This is a genomic window from Streptomyces sp. DI166, assembly GCF_900091315.1.
Taxonomy (GTDB): Bacteria; Actinomycetota; Actinomycetes; order Streptomycetales; family Streptomycetaceae; genus Streptomyces; species Streptomyces fuscus.
The window spans coordinates 1-19,048 of sequence record NZ_FLSP01000019.1; the positions used below are offsets into that span (position 1 = coordinate 1).

13 protein-coding genes are annotated in these 19,048 nt (G+C 72.5%); 8 read left to right on the plus strand and 5 right to left on the minus strand.

Annotation, left to right across the window (positions count from 1 at the left end; genetic code table 11):
• The 3 genes from GA0115233_RS12015 to glgB form a co-directional block, all read left to right on the plus strand.
• Nucleotides 1-558, plus strand: a 558-nt coding sequence (locus GA0115233_RS12015) for an alpha-glucosidase C-terminal domain-containing protein (RefSeq protein ID WP_176711744.1), incomplete at its 5' end; no start/stop codon positions are given.
• 121 nt (nucleotides 559-679) lie between these two features.
• On the plus strand, nucleotides 680-2,092 hold the full coding sequence (locus tag GA0115233_RS12020) for a maltokinase N-terminal cap-like domain-containing protein (protein ID WP_093720175.1): 1,413 nt from the start codon (nucleotides 680-682) through the stop codon (nucleotides 2,090-2,092).
• Entirely contained in the window at nucleotides 2,089-4,563 is a 2,475-nt protein-coding gene (gene glgB / locus GA0115233_RS12025) for a 1,4-alpha-glucan branching enzyme (RefSeq protein WP_093720176.1), read from the plus strand. Before GA0115233_RS12020 ends, glgB begins: the two co-directional genes overlap by 4 nt.
• On the opposite strand, the gene GA0115233_RS12030 is transcribed toward glgB, so the two are convergent.
• The 3 genes from GA0115233_RS12030 to GA0115233_RS12040 form a co-directional block, all read right to left on the minus strand.
• A complete protein-coding gene (locus GA0115233_RS12030) occupies nucleotides 4,560-6,773 on the minus strand; it encodes a HelD family protein (RefSeq protein WP_176711750.1) in 2,214 nt (737 codons plus the stop codon). The genes glgB and GA0115233_RS12030 overlap by 4 nt on opposite strands.
• Before the next feature lie 169 nt (nucleotides 6,774-6,942).
• Nucleotides 6,943-7,257 carry a thioredoxin family protein gene (locus tag GA0115233_RS12035; RefSeq protein ID WP_093720260.1) on the minus strand — a complete coding sequence of 105 codons (315 nt, stop codon included), beginning with the start codon at nucleotides 7,255-7,257 and terminating at the stop codon, nucleotides 6,943-6,945.
• 5 nt (nucleotides 7,258-7,262) lie between these two features.
• A complete protein-coding gene (locus GA0115233_RS12040) occupies nucleotides 7,263-7,634 on the minus strand; it encodes a MerR family transcriptional regulator (protein ID WP_093720177.1) in 372 nt (123 codons plus the stop codon).
• Between the two features lie 206 nt (nucleotides 7,635-7,840).
• Between GA0115233_RS12040 and GA0115233_RS12045 the strand changes: the two genes are divergently transcribed.
• The 3 genes from GA0115233_RS12045 (at nucleotide 7,841) to GA0115233_RS12055 (ending at nucleotide 15,373) form a co-directional block, all read left to right on the plus strand.
• Nucleotides 7,841-14,188, plus strand: coding sequence for a non-ribosomal peptide synthetase (locus GA0115233_RS12045; protein WP_176711745.1), 6,348 nt, complete (start codon nucleotides 7,841-7,843; stop codon nucleotides 14,186-14,188).
• Nucleotides 14,189-14,285: 97 nt separating this feature from the next.
• Complete coding sequence (locus GA0115233_RS12050) at nucleotides 14,286-14,522, plus strand: MbtH family protein (RefSeq protein WP_304363113.1); 237 nt, start codon at nucleotides 14,286-14,288, stop codon at nucleotides 14,520-14,522.
• The gene (locus GA0115233_RS12055; RefSeq protein WP_176711746.1) at nucleotides 14,519-15,373 is read left to right on the plus strand and encodes a methionyl-tRNA formyltransferase; all 855 of its coding nucleotides are present in this window, start codon (nucleotides 14,519-14,521) and stop codon (nucleotides 15,371-15,373) included. Before GA0115233_RS12050 ends, GA0115233_RS12055 begins: the two co-directional genes overlap by 4 nt.
• Before the next feature lie 226 nt (nucleotides 15,374-15,599).
• On the opposite strand, the gene GA0115233_RS12060 is transcribed toward GA0115233_RS12055, so the two are convergent.
• Nucleotides 15,600-15,878, minus strand: coding sequence for a hypothetical protein (locus tag GA0115233_RS12060; RefSeq protein WP_093720180.1), 279 nt, complete (start codon nucleotides 15,876-15,878; stop codon nucleotides 15,600-15,602).
• Nucleotides 15,879-16,473: 595 nt separating this feature from the next.
• Between GA0115233_RS12060 and GA0115233_RS12070 the strand changes: the two genes are divergently transcribed.
• Together GA0115233_RS12070 and GA0115233_RS12075 are read left to right on the plus strand one after the other, a co-directional pair.
• Entirely contained in the window at nucleotides 16,474-16,956 is a 483-nt protein-coding gene (locus tag GA0115233_RS12070; protein ID WP_369691365.1) for a hypothetical protein, read from the plus strand.
• Nucleotides 16,957-17,161: 205 nt separating this feature from the next.
• Nucleotides 17,162-17,824 (plus strand): HAD family hydrolase, encoded by a 663-nt coding sequence (locus GA0115233_RS12075; RefSeq protein WP_176711747.1) that lies wholly within the window; start codon nucleotides 17,162-17,164, stop codon nucleotides 17,822-17,824.
• Here GA0115233_RS12075 and GA0115233_RS12080 read toward each other — a convergent pair.
• Nucleotides 17,805-19,031 carry a helix-turn-helix transcriptional regulator gene (locus GA0115233_RS12080; RefSeq protein WP_093720183.1) on the minus strand — a complete coding sequence of 409 codons (1,227 nt, stop codon included), beginning with the start codon at nucleotides 19,029-19,031 and terminating at the stop codon, nucleotides 17,805-17,807. The two genes, GA0115233_RS12075 and GA0115233_RS12080, sit on opposite strands and share 20 nt — an antisense overlap.
• Nucleotides 19,032-19,048: the final 17 nt, after the last annotated feature.

The following is a 19,048-nucleotide window of genomic DNA, read 5'->3' on the forward strand; positions in this document are numbered from 1 at the left end:
CTGCTCCTGTCCCTGCCCGGCTCGCCGATCCTCTACTACGGCGACGAGATCGGCATGGGCGACAACATCTGGCTCGGCGACCGCGACGCCGTCCGCACCCCGATGCAGTGGACGCCGGACCGCAACGCGGGCTTCTCGTCCAGCGATCCGGGGCGCCTGTACCTGCCGACGATCATGGACCCGGTCTACGGCTACCAGGTGACGAACGTCGAGGCGTCCATGGCCTCGCCCTCCTCCCTGCTGCACTGGACCCGCCGGATGATCGAGATCCGCAAGCAGAACCCCGCCTTCGGACTCGGCTCGTACACCGAACTCCAGTCGTCCAACCCGGCGGTGCTGGCGTTCCTGCGCGAGTACGAGGACGACCTCGTGCTGTGCGTGCACAACTTCTCGCGGTTCGCGCAGCCGACGGAGCTGGACCTGCGGCGGTTCAGCGGACGGCATCCCGTCGAACTGTTCGGCGGGGTGCGATTCCCGGCCATCGGGGAACTCCCGTACTTGCTGACGCTGGCGGGGCACGGCTTCTACTGGTTCCGCCTCCGCAAGGAGAACAGCTAGACGCACATCCAGGACCACGGCCGGGGCGACCGGTGCACGGCCCGGCGGGGCGGTTTCCCCCGTCCCGCCGGGGGCACGCATCACTCACACCCCGCCACTCCCGGGGAAAGGACGCGACGTCATGTCGGAAGCCGTCAGCCGTAGCCTCACCTCGACTCCGGGCCTGCTGGAATCGCTGGATCCGCTGCTGCGGGAGTGGCTGCCACGGCAGCGGTGGTTCGCCGGGAAAGGGCGTCCCGTCACCGGGTTCACCCTGGTCGGCGCCACCGAACTCCTGCCGTCCGACAGCAAACTGGGCCTGTACCACCTGCTGGTGCGCGCCGAGCAGTCCCCCGTGCCCGGCGACTGCTACCAGCTCCTGATAGGTGTGCGCGAGGCGCTGCCGCCCCGGCTGGCGCCCGCGCTGATCGGCCATGTGGACCGGGGCCCGCTCACCGGACGGACGGTGTACGAGGCCCTGTACGACCCCCGGCCCGCCGAGGTGCTCCTGGAGGCGCTGCGCGCCAGGGCACGTATCGGCGGGCTTTTCTTCGAGGCGGAGAGGGAGCAGGAGATCCGCCCGGGCCTGGTGCCCCGGGTGGTGACCTCCGAGCAGTCCAACTCCTCGATCGTCTACGGGGACACCTACATCCTGAAGGTCCTGCGCCGGGTGGTGCCCGGCGTCAACCCCGATCTGGAGCTGCCGCTGGCGCTGGCCCGCGAGGGCTGTCCCCGGGTGCCCCCGCCGACGGCGTGGATACGGGCGGAGCTGGACGGGGAGCCGTATGTGCTCGGGGTGCTCCAGCCCTTCGTGCAGGGCGCCGCGGACGGCTGGGAGCTGGCGCTGCGCGAACTGGCCAAAGGGGAGGACTTCGTCGCCGAGGCGAGGGCGCTCGGGCGGGCCACCGCCGAGGTGCACACCGCCCTGGCCCGCGCCCTGCCGACGGTCACTCTCGGCCGGACGCAGGTGGAGCTGATGGCCTCGGCCATGACGGAGCGCCTGGTGGCGGCCGCGCAGGCGGTGCCCGCGCTGCGGCCGTACGAGCCGGGCCTGCGGTCCGCGTTCGAGGCTCTGGCCGCACTGGCGGCGGAGGGCCGCACCTGGACCGCCCAGCGGGTGCACGGCGATCTGCATCTGGGTCAGTGTCTGCGCTCGCCCGCCGGGCAGTGGTGGCTGATCGACTTCGAGGGGGAGCCGGCCAAGTCGCTCACCGAGCGGAGGATGCCGCAGCCCCCGCTGCGGGACATCGCCGGAATGCTGCGCTCCTTCGACTACGCGGCCCACTCCACCCCGTCGCCGGTGCCGGGCTGGGCGGAGAGCTGCCGGGCGGCGTACTGCTCCGGCTACGCCGAGGTCTCCGGCGCGGACCCGCGCACCGATCCGGTACTGCTGCGGGCCTGCGAGACCGACAAAGCGGTCTACGAGGTCGTCTACGAGGCACGCCACCGCCCCGACTGGCTTCCGGTACCGCTGTCGGCCGTACGCCGTCTCGCCTTGGACGACGGCACCCCTGCCCCGCTCACCTCACCCGCGCCCAGGAGGCCCCACCCGTGACCCGCCGAGCCCCGTCCCCCGGTCCGGACCCGCACGAGCCGGCCGAGCAGACGTCCGAGGAGAAGAGCATCGCGAAGAAGGCCGCGAAGAAAGCGGCGAAGAAGGCCGTCAAGCAGACCGCCAAGAAGTCCGCCGCGAAGAAGGCCACGGCCGAGAAAGCGGTCACGAAGAAGGCGGCCTCGAAGAAGGCGGCGGTGAAGAAGGCCCCCGCCAAGAAGTCCGGGGAGAAGAAGGCTCCCGCCAAGAAGGCTCCCTCCAAGAAGACCCCGGCGAAAAAGCCCGTACCGCCCCCCGAGATCACCGTCTCCCCCGCCGTGAACGCCGACGACCGTGCCCGGCTGCTGGCCGGCACCCATCACGCACCGCACGCCGTCCTCGGCGCGCACCTCGTGCCCGGCGGTGTGGCCTTCCGGGCCTTCCGGCCGTACGCCCGTTCCGTGACCGTGCTCACCGGGGACGCCCAAAGCGAGCTGCACGACGACGGCGACGGGTTCTTCTCGGGGCTGCTGCCGCTGGCGGAGGTGCCGGAGTACCGGCTGCTCGTGGTGTACGACGGCGCGGAGCTGGAGACCGAGGACCCGTACCGCTTCCTGCCCGCGCTCGGTGAGCTGGACCTGCATCTGATCGGCGAGGGGCGGCACGAGGAGCTGTGGCGGGCGCTCGGCGCGGAGCCCATGACGCACCAGGGCGTGTCCGGCACCCGGTTCACGGTGTGGGCGCCGAACGCGCGCGGGGTGCGGCTGGCGGGCACCTTCAACTTCTGGGACGGCACCGGGTTCCCGATGCGCTCGCTGGGCGGGAGCGGGGTGTGGGAGCTGTTCGTCCCGGCGATAGGCGAGGGCGAGCTGTACAAGTTCGAGATCACCCGGCCCGACGGTTCACGGACCTTGCGCGCCGACCCGCTGGCCCGCCGTACCGAGGCCCCGCCGAACACCTCCTCGATCGTGCACGCGTCGGCGTACGAGTGGGGCGACGCGGAGTGGATGGCGCGGCGTGGGGAGACCCCCGTGCACGAGGCGCCCTTCTCCGTCTACGAGCTCCACCTCCCCTCCTGGCGGCCGGGGCTCACCTACCGGCAGCTCGCCGAGCAGCTCCCCGCGTACGTCAAGGACCTGGGCTTCACGCACGTGGAGTTCATGCCGGTCGCCGAGCACCCCTTCGGGGGTTCCTGGGGCTACCAGGTCACCGGGTTCTACGCGCCGACGGCCCGACTGGGCATGCCGGACGACTTCAAGTTCCTGGTGGACGCCCTGCACCGGGCGGGCATCGGGGTGCTGATGGACTGGGTGCCGGCCCATTTCCCGCGCGACGACTGGGCGTTGGCCGAGTTCGACGGGCGCCCGCTGTACGAGCACGAGGACCCGTTGCGCTCGGCGCATCCCGACTGGGGCACGCTGGAGTTCGACTTCGGCCGGCGCGAGGTGCGCAACTTCCTGGTGGCGAACGCCCTTTACTGGTGCGAGGAGTTCCACATCGACGGGCTGCGGGTGGACGCGGTCGCCTCGATGCTCTACCTCGACTACTCGCGCGAGCCGGGGCAGTGGACGCCGAATGTGTTCGGCGGGCGGGAGAACCTGGACGCGGTGGCCTTCCTCCAAGAGATGAACGCCACGGTGTACCGGCGTTCGCCGGGTGTGGTGACCATCGCGGAGGAGTCGACGGCCTGGGAGGGTGTCACCCGGCCGACCGACAGCGGCGGGCTCGGCTTCGGGCTGAAGTGGAACATGGGCTGGATGCACGACTCGCTGGGCTATCTCGCCCATGAGCCGGTGCACCGCAAGTACCACCACCACGAGATGACCTTCTCGATGGTGTACGCGTACAGCGAGAACTACGTGCTGCCGATCTCGCACGACGAGGTCGTGCACGGCAAGCGGTCGCTGGTGTCGAAGATGCCGGGCGACTGGTGGCAGCAGCGCGCCAACCACCGGGCGTACCTGGGCTTCATGTGGGCCCACCCCGGCAAGCAACTGCTGTTCATGGGGCAGGAGTTCGCGCAGGGCGCCGAGTGGTCGGAGGCGCACGGGCCGGACTGGTGGCTGCTGGATCCGGCCTACGGCGCCGAGCCGGACCACCGGGGGGTACGGGACCTGGTCCGGGACCTGAACACGGTGTACCGGCACACCCCGGCGCTGTGGCAGCGGGACACCGACCCGGCCGGTTTCCGGTGGGTGGTCGGCGACGCGGCGGACGACAATGTCTTCGCCTTCCTGCGCCACGCCGCCGACGGCACTCCCCTGCTGGCGGTCTCCAACTTCTCGCCCGTGGTACGCCACGACTACCGCCTCGGGGTGCCCGAGGAGGTCCCGGCCTGGTACGAGGCCCTCAACACCGACGCCGCCCGGTACGGCGGCGGCGATGTCGTCAATCCGGAGGCCCTGAAGCCGGAAGGCCAGCCCTGGCACGGCTTTTCGACGAGCGTCCGCCTGACGCTGCCACCGCTGTCGACCGTCTGGCTGCGCCCCGCCTAGGCCGCCAGCCCCTCGGGCAGGTTCCCGGTGTGCAGGACGCCCAGCCTCTGCGTCGCCCGGGTCAGGGCGACGTAGAGGTCGCTGGTGCCGTAGCGGCCGGGTTCGACGACCAGGACCGAGTCGAACTCCAGGCCCTTGGCCTGGCGCGGGTCCAGCAGGACGACGGTTCGGGTGAGGTCCGGTTCCGCGCCCGCCGTCACCCCGTCGAGGCGGGCGGCGATGCGGCGGTGCAGGTCGCGCGGGGCGATCACCGCCAGGCGGCCCTCCTCCGGGGTGAGTTCGGCGACCGCCTCGGCGACCGCGCCCGGCACGTCGTCGGTTGCGCGGACCCAGGGGCGTACGCCGGTGGACCGCACCGAGCTGGGCGGCTCGAAGTCCGGGTTCTCGGCGCGGACCACGCCCGCCGCCAGCTCCATGATCTCGGCCGGGGTGCGGTAGTTGACGCCGAGCCGGGTGTGCGTCCAGCGGTCCTCCACGTACGGGCCGAGGATGTCCGCCCAGGCGCCGACGCCCGCCGCCTCGGCGGTCTGCGCCGGGTCGCCGACCAGGGTCATCGAGCGGGTCGGGCTGCGCCGCATCAGCAGCCGCCAGGCCATCGGGGACAGCTCCTGCGCCTCGTCGACGATGATGTGCCCGAACGCCCAGGTGCGGTCGGCCGCCGCGCGCTCGGCGGCGCTGCGGTGGTCCTCTTCCTCCTGCCGCTCGGCGAACCGCTCGGCGTCGATGATGTCGTGCGCCGAGAGCACCTCCGACTCGTCGTCGTCCTTGTCCTCGAACTCGTAGGTGCGGGAGGCGTAGGAGACGTCCAGCACACCCTGCGCGTAGGCGACCTGGGTCTCCCGCTCGCGCTCGGCCCGCAGCCGGGCCGCCCGGTCGTCGTCGCCGAGGAGTTCGGCGGCCTCGTCGAGCAGGGGGACGTCCGCCACCGTCCAGGCCCGGGTCACCGGGCGGCGTACGGCGGCCGCGTCGGCGTCGGTGAGGTAGCCCTCGGGCTCGGCGAGGAAGTCGGCGACCAGGCGCTGCGGGGTGAGCACCGGCCACAGCTGGTCGATCGCGGACCAGACCTCGGGGTTCTCGGCGAGTTCGTCGCGGATCTGGGTGATGTCGGTAGGGTCCAGCAGGTTCGTACCGTCGTAGGGGTCGGTGCCGATGCGTTCGGCGACCATGTCGGTGAGGGTGTTGAGGATGTGGCCCTCGAAGACCTCGCGGGCCGTGTTGTGCGGGAGTTCGGCGGCGCGGGTGCGGTCGCGGGCGACGCTCACCAGGCCGTCGTCGAGCATCAGTACCTCGCGGTCGTGCTCGATGGCGATCACCGGGTCGGGCAGGGCCTGCCGGTCGCGTACGACCTCGGCGAGCACGTCGGCCATGTCGGCGCGGCCCTTCACGGCGGCCGCCTCCGGGGTGTCCACGGCGGTCGCCCGTACGCCGGGGAACAACTCGCCGACGGTGGCCAGGAGTACGCCGGTCTCGCCGAGGGAGGGCAGGACCTCACCGATGTAACCGAGGAAGGCGGGGTTGGGGCCGACGATCAGAACGGCCCGGCGGGCGAGGAGTTCGCGGTGCTCGTAGAGGAGGTAGGCGGCCCGGTGCAGGGCGACGGCGGTCTTGCCGGTGCCGGGTCCGCCCTCCACGACCAGGACGCCGCGGTGCGGGGCGCGGATGATCTCGTCCTGTTCGGCCTGGATGGTCCGCACGATGTCGCCCATGCGGCCGGTGCGCGCGGAGTTGAGGGCGGCGAGCAGCACGGCGTCGCCGCTCGGGTCCTCGTGGCCGGTGCGCTCCTCGTCGCCGAGATCGAGGATCTCGTCGTGCAGCGCGGTCACGGTCCGGTCGTGGGTGCTGATGTGCCGACGCCTGCGCAGGCCCATCGGGGTGTGGCCGGTGGCCAGGTAGAAGGGGCGGGCGACATCGGCGCGCCAGTCGATGAGGATCGGGGTGCGTTCGGTGTCGTCGGTGCGCAGTCCGATACGGCCGATGTGGTGGCTGACGCCGGAGGAGAGGTCGATTCGGCCGAAGCAGAGCGAGCCGTCGACCGCGTTCAGGGCGGCGAGCAGTCCGGAGCGTTCGGCGACCAGGATGTCCCGCTCCAGACGGGCCTGCATCGGCGTGTTTCCCTGGGCGAGCGCGTCGGTGACCCCGGCCTGGGTCTCGCCGCGCAGCTCGTCCACGCGCGCGTAGAGGCCGTCGATGAATTTCTGCTCGGCGCGCATTTCGTCGTCCGGAAATTCGCTGTTTGACAATTCCACTCCCGCCCGGATATACTGCACTTACTCAGCTTCTTCGCGATCAAATTCTTCTGAAGTCGCGAATCATTGAATATACGCAAAGAAATCCCCCGGACGCAATTACCCGGGGGATTTCCGCTGTTCCGGACCGGGTTCAGACGACGTCGGCCAGCTCCTCCAGCAGCCGTCGCTTCGGCCGCGCCCCGACCATCGACTTCACCGGCTCCCCGTCCCGGAAGACCATGAAGGTGGGCATGGACAGCACCTTGTAGGCGTTGGTGATGTCGGGATTGCGGTCCACGTTCAGCTGCACCACCTTCAGCCGCTCCCCGGTCTCCTCGTCCAGCGCGCGCAGCACCGGCCCCATCTGCCGGCAGGGCGGGCACCAGTCGGCGGTGAACTCCACCAGCACCGGCTGCCCCGCCCCGATGACCTCGCTCGCGAAGTCGCCATCCGTCACTTCCTGCACCACGGCTACCCTCCCAGTTCGCACTTCGGATCCTCCGCGAGCGCGAGCCGCACCCCGATCTTCGCCCGCACGGCCTGCAACTCGCCGATCAGCGCGTCGAGTTCGTCCAGCTTGCGCCGGTACACCGCGAGCGAGGCCGGGCACACGTCGCCCTCGGGATGCCCGGCCCGCAGACACTCCACGAACGGCCGGGTCTCCTCCAGGTCGAACCCGAAGTCCTGGAGCGTCCGGATCTGCCGCAGCAGCTTCAGATCGCTCTCGTCGTAGGTCCGGTAACCGTTAGTCGTGCGCCGCGCGGGCAGCAGCCCCCGGGACTCGTAGTACCGCAGCGTCCGGGTCGTGGTCCCGGCCCGCTCGGCCAGCTCGCCGATTCGCATACGTACGACCGTAGACCTTGACGCGGACGTCAAGGCAACGCCCTCCTCGAAGCGCGGACGCCCGCCGAACATGGGCTCGGCACCAGGGAATTGAGGCCCGGCTTGGACATGGACAAAGCTTTTGTACACCCGATCGGATGACCGGACTGAGCCGAGCGGGTGACCGGCGGGCGGAACGTCACTTCGGTGCGTTTTGGATGAAGTCCATGATCTTTTCTGCAGCGACCGGGACCCGCTCCTACCCGGTCGGCGACTCTGGTTTCCCGCTTCCCGTGCACCGGGCCGTCGCCACCGTCGCACTCCGCGCACCGGACCTCCCCGCCGTCGTGGAAGAGGGTGGCAGGACTTGGTCGTACCGCGAACTGTGCTGCTGGGCACAGGAGTTGGCCAACCTGCTGCGGGCGGCCGAAGTCGGACCGGGTACGGCGGTCGCGCTGCGGCTGCCGCGTTCGGCACGGCTGATCGCGGGGCTGCTCGCGGTCTTCGAGACCGGTGCCGCCGCCGTCGTGCTGGATCCGCGGACCCCCGCCGAACGCCTGGCCGCCATCGAGGACGACGCGGGGTGCGTGGCGGTACTCGTGCCGGACGCGGAGACCGCGCGTCCGGGCGGTCCCCGGCCCGTGCCCGTTCCCGTGCCCGCCGTCTCCCCCGGCGGCGAGAGCCTGGGTTCCGGCTCACCGGACGGCGAGCCGGACCGCGTGGCCTGCGTCTTCTACACCTCGGGATCAACCGGCCGCCCCAAGGGTGTGCAGCTCACCCACCGCAATCTGGCGAGCTTCGCCGCCGACCCCCGCTGGGAGCGGCCCGGCCACCGGGTCACGGCGCTGGTCTCCGCCCTCGGTTTCGACGCCCTCAGCCACGACCTGTGGCTGCCGCTCCCCCGCGGCGGCACGGTGGTCGTACCGGCCGAGGACCGGGTGGACGCGCACCGGCTTGCCGCGCTGGCCGCCGGTCACGGTGTCACCGGTGTCTTCCTGACCACCGCCTGGTTCAACCAGATCGCCGCCGACGACCCCGGCGCGCTGCGCGGACTGCACACGGTCCTCACCGGCGGCGAGGCCGCCGACCCGCGAGCGTTCGCCCAAGTCCGGGCAGCTTGCCCCGAGTTGGGGATCGAGCACGTCTACGGCCCCACCGAGTGCACCACCTTCACCACCCGGCACCCGCTGCCGCCGGGCGAGCCGGTCCCCGGGGAACGGGTCCCGATCGGCACGGGTCTGCCCGGGGCCACCGTACGGCTGCTCGGCCCGGATCTGGCCGAGGTGGCTGTCGGCGAGCCCGGCGAGGTGTATGTCGCCGGCGAGCAGGTCGCCCTGGGGTACCTGGGGCGGCCGGGCCTGACCGCCGAGCGGTTCGTCGCAGACCCCTACGGCCCGCCGGGCGCCCGTATGTACCGCACCGGGGACCTGGCCGTCCGCCGGTTGGACGGCGCCCTTGAGTACCTGGCGCGCAACGACGACCAGGTCAAGATCCGCGGCCACCGGGTCGAACCGGGCGAGGCACGCGCCGCCCTGGCCGCCCTGCCCGGAGTGGCCCAGGCGGTGGTGGTCGTACGGGACAGGCGGCTGGTCGGCTACGCGGTACCCGAGCCCGACGCGACGGAGCTCACCGGGGAGGAGCTGCGCGCCCGCCTCGGCCGTGTACTGCCCGAATACCTGGTGCCCACGGCCGTACTGCTGATCGACGAGATCCCGCTGACCGTGAACGGCAAGGTCGACCGGGCGGCACTGCCCGCCCCCGCCGCCGTACGCGCCGGGGCGGGGGTCCCGCGCACGCCCGCCGAGCGGGCGCTGTGCGCGGCCTTCGCCGAGGTGCTGGGGCTGCCCGGCACGGGCACCGACGACGACTTCTTCGCCCTCGGCGGCGACAGCATCACCGCGATGCGGCTGGTCAGCCGGGTTCGCCGGGAGAACGTGGCGATCAGCTCGCAGGACGTCTTCCGGCTGCGCACCCCCGGCGCCCTGGCCGCCGCCGCGCAGGCGGCGACCCCGGCCGCGGACCTGCTGCACCAGGAGGCCACCGGCAGGCTCCGGATGCCGCCGATCGCGCTGTGGCTGCGCGAACAGGGCCCGGGAGTGAAGGAGTTCGTCCAGTCGGCGCTGCTGGAGACACCGGCCGGTCTGGCGCGGCCGGCGCTCCTCGCCGCCCTCCAGGCGGTGCTCGACCGGCACGACGCGCTGCGCACCCGGCTCCCCGACCCGTCCACCGACGCCGTGTGGCAGCCCGAGGTGCTGACACCGGGCGAGGTCGAGGCGAGCACCCTGCTGGACGTGGTGGACGTGCGGGAACTGCCGGGAACTCCCGGCCCGCACGCCGTCCGGGAGGCGGTCGGGCACGCCATGCGGTCGCTGGACCTGCCCGCGGGCCGGACCCTGCGCGCGGTGTGGTGGGACGCGGGCGCCGAGCGGCCGGGCCGACTGCTGCTGGCCGTGCACCATCTGGTCGTGGACGGGGTCTCCTGGCAGGTGATCGCCCAGGACCTGGCGCGGGCCGCCGAGGACCCGCGGTCCCTGGGCGCCTGGGGAACGGCCACCCCCTACCTGCGCTGGGTGCGGGAGAACAACGACCGGACCGACAGTGACGAGGTGCTGGCGACGCTGCCGCACTGGCTGGCGGCGGGCGTCCCGGCGGAGCGGCCCTGGCCCGCGCGCGGGCCGCTGGACCCGGAGCTGGACACCGTCGGCACGTCCCGCTCCCTGGAGTCGGTGCTGCCGGCCGAGGTCGGACGCGCCCTGCTCACCACGGCTCCGGCCCACTACGGCGCCACCACCCAGGAGTTGCTGCTGGCGGCGCTGACGGTGGCCGCGGCCCGGCGCGGCGGTTCCCGGACGCTGGTCCTGGACACCGAGGGGCACGGTCGGGACGGCGCGGCGGGTGCCGAGGGGGCCGATGTGTCCGCCACGGTGGGCTGGTTCACCTGCATGTTCCCGGTGCGCCTGGAGTGCCCCGGGCAGGCGGCGGACCCGGGCGCGGGGGACGCGGCCCTCGCCGCCGCGGTGCGTGCCGTCCGCGAACAGTGGCAGCGGGTGCCGCGCGACCGCGCCTCGTACGGACTGCTGCGGCACCTGCATCCGCAGACGGCCGGTCTGCTGTCCGCCGCGCCCGGACGGCCCGTCCTCTTCAACTACCTGGGCCGGTACGCCGTCGCGGGCGCCGAGGGCTGGCCGTACGCCGCCGAAGCGCCCGTGCTCGGCATCCACCGGGCCGCCCGGCAGCCGCTGTCGCACCCGCTGGAGGTCAACGCGGTCGTCGACGAGCGCACCGGGGAGCCGCTGCTGACGGCCGTGTGGCGCTGGTCGGCACGGCTGGTGGACAGCGGCGACGCCACGGGCCTGGCCGCGGAGTGGGCCGACGTGCTCACCGCTCTCGCCCGCGCGGCGGAGACCGGGGAGCGGGTCGGGGCGCGGTCGGTACCCGCGCGGCGCGAGGGGGATCGGTGGCCCTGCTCCCCGTTGCAGGAAGGGCTGCTGTACCACGCCCACCGGGACGCCGACGGCGCCGATCCCTACCATGTGCAGACCGTGCTGGACCTGGCCGGACCAGTCGACACGGCCGCGCTGGGCCTGGCCCTGTCCCGGCTCACCGAGGCGCATCCGGCGCTGCGGGCCGGGTTCCGGTGGGACTGCCGGGGGCAGGCCGTGCAGTTCGTGCCCGGGACCGTCGAGGTCCCGTTGCGGGAGGTCGACCTCTCCCGGCTGCCCGAGCCGGACCGCGCCCGTGCGGCCGAGGAGGAGACCCGCCGGGACCGGGACGAGCCGTTCGACCTGGGCGCGCCGCCACTGCTGCGGGCGGTGCTGCTGCGGCTGGGCGCCGACCGTTCCAGGCTGCTGCTGAGCTACCACCACATCCTCATGGACGGCTGGTCGATGCAGGTGGCGCTGGCCGACCTGGCCGACCTGTACGGCCGGTTCGCCTCCGGAGAGGTGCCGGGTCCCCTCGCCCGGCCGTCCGCGCTGGACTACCTGCGCCATGTGGCCGACCAGGACGCGGAGTTGGCGGGCAAGCACTGGCAGGGGCTGCTCGCCGACGTGACGGAACCGACGCTGCTGATGCCGCCGGGCGCCGAGCGGCGGGGCCGTCCGCACACGGTCCTGCTGGAGCTGTCCGCCGAGCGGACGGCGGCCCTGCGGGCGCGGGCGCGTGAGCGGGCGCTGTCCCTGAACACCCTGGTCCTGGGCGCGTGGGCGTTGGTGCTGGGGCAGTTGACCGGCCGTGCGGACGTGGTGTTCGGCACGGTCGTCGCCGACCGTCCGCCGCATCTGGACGGGGTCGAGTCCATGGTCGGGCTGATGAACAACGCGGTGCCGGTACGGGTGGACACCGCCGCGGCCGGGGACCGGGGCGCGCTGCTGGCGGCGATTCAGGAGCAGCGGACCGAGCTGATGCCGTACCAGCATCTGGGTCTCGCGGAGATCATCCGGGTGTGCGGGCTGCGCGAACTGTTCGACACCGTGGTAGTGCTGGAGACGTACACGGACGCCTTCGCCACCCGGTGGGGTGCGGAGCTGCGGGTGACGTCCAGCAGGGTGGAGAACGGCACGCACTATCCGCTGTGCCTGCTGGTGTCGCCCGGTGAACGGATGAGCATCCGGGTGCAGTACCGGCCGGGGAACATCGGCGAGAGCGGTGCCCGTGGGATCGGTGAGCGGTTCGTCGAGGCGCTGGACGCGCTGACGGCGGATCTGTCGGCGCCCGCGGCACTCCCGGTCGCCCCGGCGCTCGCCGTGGGCCGGTCAAAGACGCGCGTGCCGCTGCCCGCGCCGGTGCCCGTGCTGGAGCGGTTCGCGGCATGCGTGCGGGCCGAGCCCGGCCGGGCGGCCGTGGTCGACGGCGACGGAGCACTGGACTACCGCGGCCTGGACGCGGCCTCGGACCGGCTGGCCGGGGAACTGGCCGCCCGCGGCATCGGCGCCGAGGACGTGGTCGCCCTGTGCCTCAGGCGCGGCCGGGACGCGGTGACGGCGATGCTGGCGGTGCTCAAGGCCGGCGCCGCCTACCTGTGGCTGGACCCGCGCCACCCCGCTCCCCGGGTGGCGGCGCTGGCCGCCGAGGGGCGCCCGGCCCTGCTCGTACGGCATGAGGAGTTCGACGAGGCCCTGGCGCTCGTCCCCACCTCCGTACCGCGCATGCGGCTGCAGCCCCGGCACGTGTCGCCCGAGCCGGTGCCCGACGCCGACCGGGTCCGTCCGGTCCGGCTGCCCGGTCAGCCGGCGTACGTGGTGCACACCTCCGGAACGCAGGGGACGCCGAAGGCCGTGGTGATGCCCGGGGCCGCCATGGACCGGCTGGTGGACTGGCACGAGCGGCGGTTCCCGGCCGAACCGGGCGCGGTGACCGCCCAGTTCACGTCGATGGCGTTCGACGTCGCCACCCAGGAGGTCCTCACCGCGCTGTGCACGGGCCGCACACTGGCCGTGCCGGACGCGGACACCCGTGCCGACGCGGCCGCGTGGACGGCCTGGCTGCGCGAGCACCGGGTCACCGAACTGTTCGCGCCCACGCCCGTGCTCGCCGCGCTGTGCGAGTTCGCCGACGGGGCCCGGGAGACCCTGCCCGACCTGCGGCATCTGGTGCAGGCCGGGGAGGCGCTGGTGGTGGGACCGCAGTTGCGCGCGCTGTGCGCGAGCGACGGCAAGCGGCTGCACAACCATTACGGACCGGCCGAGACGCACGTCGTGACGGCGGGCGAGGTCGAGGGGGAGTCCGCCGACTGGCCGGCCCGCCCCCCGATCGGCCGCCCGGTGCCCGGTTCGCGGGTGATGGTGCTGGACACCGGACTGCGACCGGTGCCCGACGGGCTGGTCGGCGAGCTGTACCTGGCGGGCGACCAGGTGGCGCGCGGCTATCTGGGACGGCCGGGGCTCACCGCGGCACGGTTCGTCGCCGACCCGTGGGGGCCTCCCGGATCGCGGATGTACCGCACCGGCGACCTGGCGCGCCGACTGCCGGACGGCTCACTGGAGTTCACCGGCCGCAACGACGACCAGGTCAAGATCCGCGGACACCGGATCGAGCCGGACGAGGTGCGTGCCGCGCTGGCCGCGCTCCCCGGCGTCGTGCAGGCCGCGGTGGTGGCGGGGCCGGACGGCCGCGGCGGCAAGGAACTCACCGGATACGCCGTGGGCGCGGCGCTGGACGGGGGTGCCCTGCGGGCCGCGCTGGCGGAGGTGCTGCCGGACTTCATGCTCCCGGCGCGGGTGATGGTGCTGGACCGGATGCCGCTGACCGTGAACGGCAAGGTGGACCACCGTCGGCTCCCCGAGCCGCAGCGGGCGCCCGCCGTGCTGCGGGAACCACGCACCCCGGCCGAGCGGGTGGTGGCCGAGGCCTACGCCGAGGTGCTGGGGCTCGAACGGGTCGGTGTCGACGACAACTTCTTCGACCTGGGCGGGCACTCGCTGCTCGCCGCCCGCCTGCTCCAGCGGCTGCGCGAGCGCCTCGACCCGTCGGCCTCCCTGGCCCAGGTGATGCAGCGGGCCACACCGGCCGCGCTGGCCGCCGCGCTCACCCCGGAACCCGCGCCGGTGCCCACGGAGCCGGGCGCCCACGACTGAGCGAACGCCGGTCCCCGCCCCTTCAGCAGTGCTCTCTCCCGACGGACACCGCTTCACATCCGGCGGTGCTTGACGCCGCCGCCGCACAAGGAGACCCATGCCCCCCTTCAACCCCATGAGCCCCATGAACCCCTTCGACGACCCCGACGGCACGTTCCTCGTGCTAGCCAACGACGAGGACCAGCACAGCCTGTGGCCCGCCCACATCCCCGTACCGGACGGCTGGCGCGAGGTGCACCCCCGCGCCGACCGCGCCACCTGCATGGCCTGGATCGAGACGGACTGGACCGATCTGCGGCCGCGTTCACTCCGGACCGCCGGAGCCGGCCGGTGACCGCCCCGGACCCGCCCGCCCTGCGCGTCGGCGTCGTCGCGGCACTGCCGCAGACCGCGCCGCCGCTGGTCGAGGCGGTACAGGCACTCGGCCACCGGGTGCCGGTGGTGATCGGCTACCGGCGCCCCGCCGACTGGCCCGGACATGTGCTCGGCGAGCACGATCTGCCGCCGGGAGTGGACCTGGGAATCCCGTTCAGCACGGAGTCCGTCGCCGGGCTGCTGCGCGCCTACGCCGTGGACGCGGCCGTCAGCTACGGCTACCCGAAGAAGCTGCCCGCCGCCGCTGTGACCGTGCCCCGCCTGGGCACCGTCAACTGCCACCCGTCCCATTTGCCCTCCTACCGGGGCCCCAACCCGGTGGGCTGGGCCGTGCGCAACGGCGAACGGACCATCGGTGTGACCTGGCACCGGATGGACGCGGAGCTGGACACCGGCTCCGTACTGGCCCGGACCACGATCCCGCTCGACGAGGAGATCTGGTCGTTCACCGGAGTCAACTCCCGGGTCCTGCAAGCCGCTTCGGAGCTGCTGCCGCAGGTCCTGTCCCGGCTGGTGCGCGGCGAGGCGGGCGAACCGCAGCCGCCCGGTGAGGGCTCCTGGGCCGGGTTCTTCTCGGAGGACTACGCCACGGTGGACTGGTCGGCGGACGCCGCGCGGATCCACACCCAGGTCAGGGCGTGGAACATCGCCGGTCATCACCCGCGCGTGCAGGGGCCGGTGGCGGTGATCGACGGGTCACGGTGGCGCCTGCGCCGCACCACCCTTCAGGAACCGCCCCCGGGCACCGGCCGCCGCATCACCTGCGGCACGGGCCGCCTGTGGGTGCTGGCGGCGGACCCGCTGGACTAGCGCCGACCAGCCGGGCGGGTGGGGCTGGCCGGCGCGTGGGCGTACCCGAAACCGGCTTCGGCATCGCCACGTACGGCTGGTGCCACCGCAGCATGGACTCGCTCCTCGACGAGGCGTTCCAGCGGTCACCGAGCCCGGACGCACCCCGCCGAGTGGCAGGGCTGTACGCGGCCCTGCCACCGGTGCTACGACGGGCCCGCCCCCACACGAGGGGCGGTCCTCGACGTCAGGCCCCGTCCGAGCACAGCCTCTCGCCGGCGTCCACCCACTCCGCGTACGCGTCGCCGTCCTTGCCGTCCCACAGCAGTACGCCCGCATTGCCCTTGAAGAAACCGGGCTGGGCGATCGTCCCGGTCAGCAGGTAGTTCTCACCGTCGTCCGCGTTCAGGTACGCGCCGCCATTGGCCGCGTCGCTGCACGCCATCACGACATCGTGCGACTTCCACGGCCAGCCCTTGCCGTACGTGCCCCGGTTCGCGGTGACACCGTCCGCGCTCTGGTGCACCTTGCGTCCAGGGAACAGTGCGGCCGACGGTGACGCCGCCGTATCGGCCGCCGAACTCGACGGCGACGCGGTCGGGGTCGGAGTTGGACCGGCGCTCGTGGGGGCGGGCTTGCTGGGCGTGTTGCTGGCCGGGTGCGTCGAGGCCGCGGTGCCCGTGGTATCGGAGTCGGAGTCGGAGTCGCATGCCATGCATACCGCAGCAACCAGGACTGTGACCACAAGAGTTCTGAGCTTCCTCACGGACGGCACCATGCCACTAACGCAGCGCAGCAGGCGGGGTGTGACCAACCTGTGACGGCACCGGGGTATCGGGTAGGTCGCTTGTGCGACTGGTAGTTGGGCTCAGTCCTGTGCCGACCGGAAGTGTGCTTGCTGTTTGCAGGGGCTATTCATCTGTTCTGCCGTTCGGAGGGGCGGGTGGTGCTGCCGAGGCAGGCCCTGGGGAGGTCGAGCGAGCCGCAGTGCAGGATGGCGCGGGCGGCCGGGCACAGGACGACACCGGCTGCCCGGCAGGCTATGCAGCTTCTGGAAACGGCAGAAGGACTGAGTGACGGCTCTTGCAACCAATGCCGAGCCAAACCCAGTCTTTTGGGCCGTGAATCCACACCTACCATCGCGACGCCGCGCGCAGCGACCCGGTCTGCGCTTATGGCCCGTCGGCACTGTCCTGGCCCTGGCCTTCACCGCCGCGCTGGCAGCGGCCTCACTCGTCTTCTACGCCGGGTGGGAACTGCTCGACGTCCGCGGGCTCAAGCCCGAGCGCCGCATCGACTCCAGGACCCTGTTCGACCTCGTCAAACTCGCCATCGGCGTGGTGGCAGGAGCGGGCGCCCTGGTCGCCCTGGCCGTCGCCTACCGCCGCCAGCGCGTCGACGAGAACGGCGCCCTTTGCGATACCACCCGGTTGCACACCGAACGCTTCACCACCGCCGTCTCCCAACTCGGCGACGACTCACCCGCCGTACGCCTCGGCGGCGTCCACGCCCTATCCGGACTCGCCGACGAGCGCAAGCTCAAGCGGCTGCAGAAGGACCTCAGCCGGCTCCGCACCGACATGCGAAGGAGATCGACAGCCTGAAGGCCGACGTGAGCGAGCTGAACAAGGGGCGGTTGCCCCTCGCTCAACTCGGCGCCTGGTCGGAATCGGCGACCTGATCGCCGCCGTGGTCTCCCTGCTGCCCAACTGATCCATCTGTAGACGTCTACAGACGTCTGTGGCCCCGAAGCCCCCACCGCCATCGTGCGGTGAGGGCCCTTCGTCATGCCCCGATAGCCTCGCCCTCATGATTCGCGCTGTGATCTTCGACGTTGGCGAGTGCCTCGTGGACGAGACGACCGAGTACAGCAGCTGGGCCGACTGGCTCGGCGTGCCCCGCCACACTTTCCATGCCATGTTCGGCGCGGTCATCGCCCAGGGCCGGGACTACCGCGACGTGTTTCAGGAGTTCCGGCCAGGCTTCGACCTGTACGAGGAGCGGGAGAAGCGCGCCGGCGTGGGCAAGGCGGAGACCTTCGGTGAGGCCGACCTGTATCCGGACGTCCGTGACGCGCTCGCCGCGCTGCGGGCGGACGGCCTGTGGCTGGGCATTGCGGGCAACCAGACCGTGCGCGCCGGGAAGATCCTTCGGGAGCTGTTCAGCAGCGCCGTGGACCTCATCGGCACGTCCGACGACTGGGGCGCCAGCAAGCCCGACCCGGGCTTTTTCGACCAGGTCGCCGAGGTCGTTCCCGCCGCGCGCGGGGAGATGCTGTACGTCGGCGACCGCATCGACAACGACATCCGTCCGGCCGCCGCGGCGGGAATGCAGACGGCGCTCGTGCACCGCGGGCCATGGGCCACCATCCAATGGAACACCGAGGAAGCCCAGAAGCTCCCGACGTTCCGCGTCGACAGCCTCACCGAACTCGCGCCGCGTATCCGGCAGTTTAACGGGCGAGAGCACTGACCGTCGTCGCCCACCCGTACAGCCGGTCATCCAGCTCCCGTACACACCGCTCGTGCTGGTGCGGCGCTAGGGCGCGCCGCACCTCCCGCACCCGGTCCATGCCGGTCGCGTACCAGGTGCGCTCCAACTGATCGAGCGCCCGCACCGCGTACTTGCATGCTGCCTCGGGGTTGCCGGCCGCGGCCTCGACGGCGGCCAGGTCCCCGAGGACGACCGAACTCTGCTTCTCTTCCGCGGGGTCGAGGGCGTCGAGGACTTCAAGCAGCGTCACTCGCGCCTGCGGTAGGTGCCCCGCCTTCAGCTGGGTGTTGCCCTTGAAGGCGGCCAGCCTGACGGCGTTGAACCAGTCCAGCCACTCGGGGCTTTCGTGCTCGCTGCCTTGGGCCAGCAGGTCCTCGGCGTGCCGGATCAGGTGCAGCGCCGTCCTTGTGTGACCGCATCTGGTCTCGCATTCTGCCTCCACCGCGTCCAGCCAAGCGAGCAGTTCGGCAGAGGCCGGGCCGCGGCGGGCATACGTGCGCGCGGCCACCATCCGCTCCACCGCCGCATCCCGGTCGCCCGCCCACCCCGGAATGAACGCGGTGTGCGCGAGGACCGCAGCGCCGAGCAGGGGATTGTCGGCCTCGCCCGCCGCCTGGAGCGCGCGGAGGAGAGTCTGCTGCGCGCGGTCGGCGTCGCGCAGGTCGAAAAATTCGATCCTCCCAGCAAGCAAGTACGTCTCGGCGAGGGCTGCGGCGACGCGCTGCCGGCTCTGACCGACGGTCTCGGGGAGCAGGGCGCAGCCGAGGGTGGCGTGGGAGACCGCGGCGGGGTGGAGGGTGGCGGGGGCAACGGACCAGTACAGGCGGCGGTGCGAACGGGTCACGGCCCCGTAGTCTGCGGCGACGGAGGCGGGCTGGACCGCGAGGGCCTGGGTGGGGACGGCAGCCAGGCCCACCGCCGCGGCGGTTGCGGCGAGCACAGTGCGGCGCCCGTGACCGGGGGCCTCGCCTGCGGGTGGGGTGAAACCGAGCGCGGCCAGGTCCTGTCCGAGAATGCGTGTGAGAGCCTGCCCGACCTCGGGGTGAGGGGACGGCGGGTTGTCGGATTCCCACCTGCGGACTTGTCTTACTCCGATGCCGAGGGCGTCGGCCAGTGCCTGCTGGGACGGGTATCCGGCCGCTACGCGGGCCGCCTTGAGTCGGGTGTTGCCTACGGGCCGTGCCACTGCCGCACCTCCAGAAT